At 49.9% G+C, this 1,187-nt stretch carries 9 tRNA genes and 1 rRNA gene; all 10 read left to right on the top strand.

What is annotated here, in order from left to right:
* Positions 1–19: 19 nt before the first annotated feature.
* The 10 genes from rrf to ACWJJ5_RS19220 all read left to right on the top strand — a co-directional run bounded on the left by rrf (position 20) and on the right by ACWJJ5_RS19220 (position 975).
* Positions 20–135 (top strand): 5S ribosomal RNA (gene rrf / locus ACWJJ5_RS19265).
* 23 nt (positions 136–158) lie between these two features.
* Positions 159–234: transfer RNA gene (locus ACWJJ5_RS19260), tRNA-Val, on the top strand.
* Between the two features lie 5 nt (positions 235–239).
* A tRNA-Thr gene (locus ACWJJ5_RS19255) sits at positions 240–315 on the top strand.
* Between the two features lie 36 nt (positions 316–351).
* Positions 352–427 (top strand) — tRNA-Lys (locus ACWJJ5_RS19250).
* 6 nt (positions 428–433) lie between these two features.
* A tRNA-Leu gene (locus ACWJJ5_RS19245) sits at positions 434–515 on the top strand.
* A gap of 24 nt (positions 516–539) precedes the next feature.
* Positions 540–614 (top strand) — tRNA-Gly (locus ACWJJ5_RS19240).
* Positions 615–628: 14 nt separating this feature from the next.
* Positions 629–714, top strand: a tRNA-Leu gene (locus ACWJJ5_RS19235).
* A gap of 11 nt (positions 715–725) precedes the next feature.
* Positions 726–802, top strand: a tRNA-Arg gene (locus tag ACWJJ5_RS19230).
* 16 nt (positions 803–818) lie between these two features.
* A tRNA-Pro gene (locus tag ACWJJ5_RS19225) sits at positions 819–895 on the top strand.
* Positions 896–899: 4 nt separating this feature from the next.
* Positions 900–975: transfer RNA gene (locus tag ACWJJ5_RS19220), tRNA-Ala, on the top strand.
* Positions 976–1,187 lie beyond the last annotated feature (212 nt).

Below are 1,187 nucleotides of genomic sequence, written 5' to 3'. Positions count from 1 at the left end.
GAGAGAACACTCTCAATGGTTTGGTGGCGATAGCGAAGAGGTCACACCCGTTCCCATGCCGAACACGGAAGTTAAGCTCTTCAGCGCCGATGGTAGTCGGGGGTTTCCCCCTGTGAGAGTAGGACGCCGCCAAGCTATTACACGTAAGTGTAATATACGGAGGATTAGCTCAGCTGGGAGAGCATCTGCCTTACAAGCAGAGGGTCGGCGGTTCGAGCCCGTCATCCTCCACCATATTTGCCGGCCTAGCTCAATTGGTAGAGCAACTGACTTGTAATCAGTAGGTTGGGGGTTCAAGTCCTCTGGCCGGCACCATTTTTGGACAAGATAATAACACAAGTCTTTTAAAAAGAGCCATTAGCTCAGTTGGTAGAGCATCTGACTTTTAATCAGAGGGTCGAAGGTTCGAGTCCTTCATGGCTCACCATGTAACGCGGGTGTGGCGGAATTGGCAGACGCGCTAGACTTAGGATCTAGTGTCTTATGACGTGGGGGTTCAAGTCCCTTCACCCGCATTGTACAGGATAGTTATCCTGTATGCGGAAGTAGTTCAGTGGTAGAACACCACCTTGCCAAGGTGGGGGTCGCGGGTTCGAATCCCGTCTTCCGCTCCAACTATACCATCCACGCCGGGGTGGTGGAATTGGCAGACACACAGGACTTAAAATCCTGCGGTAGGTGACTACCGTGCCGGTTCAAGTCCGGCCCTCGGCATTCATTATTATGCGCCCGTAGCTCAATTGGATAGAGCGTTTGACTACGGATCAAAAGGTTAGGGGTTCGACTCCTCTCGGGCGCGCCATAATATTTTTTAAAATCGGGAAGTAGCTCAGCTTGGTAGAGCACATGGTTTGGGACCATGGGGTCGCAGGTTCGAATCCTGTCTTCCCGACCACTTCGGGGCCTTAGCTCAGCTGGGAGAGCGCCTGCTTTGCACGCAGGAGGTCAGCGGTTCGATCCCGCTAGGCTCCACCATTTATAAAAAAACATGTTGACTTTGAGAGAAACTTATTATATAATTAAAAAGTTGCTTGAGAAAGTGAACAAAATGATCTTTGAAAACTAAACAAGACAAAACGTACCTGTTAATTCAAAGTTTTAAATAAATCGCACAGCGATGTGCGTAGTCAGTCAAACTACTTTATCGGAGAGTTTGATCCTGGCTCAGGACGAACGCTGGCGGCGTG

The organism is Bacillus sp. JK74, assembly GCF_053663395.1.
Note: the sequence above shows the minus strand (reverse complement) of the source record. Positions and strands in the feature narration are given on the sequence as shown.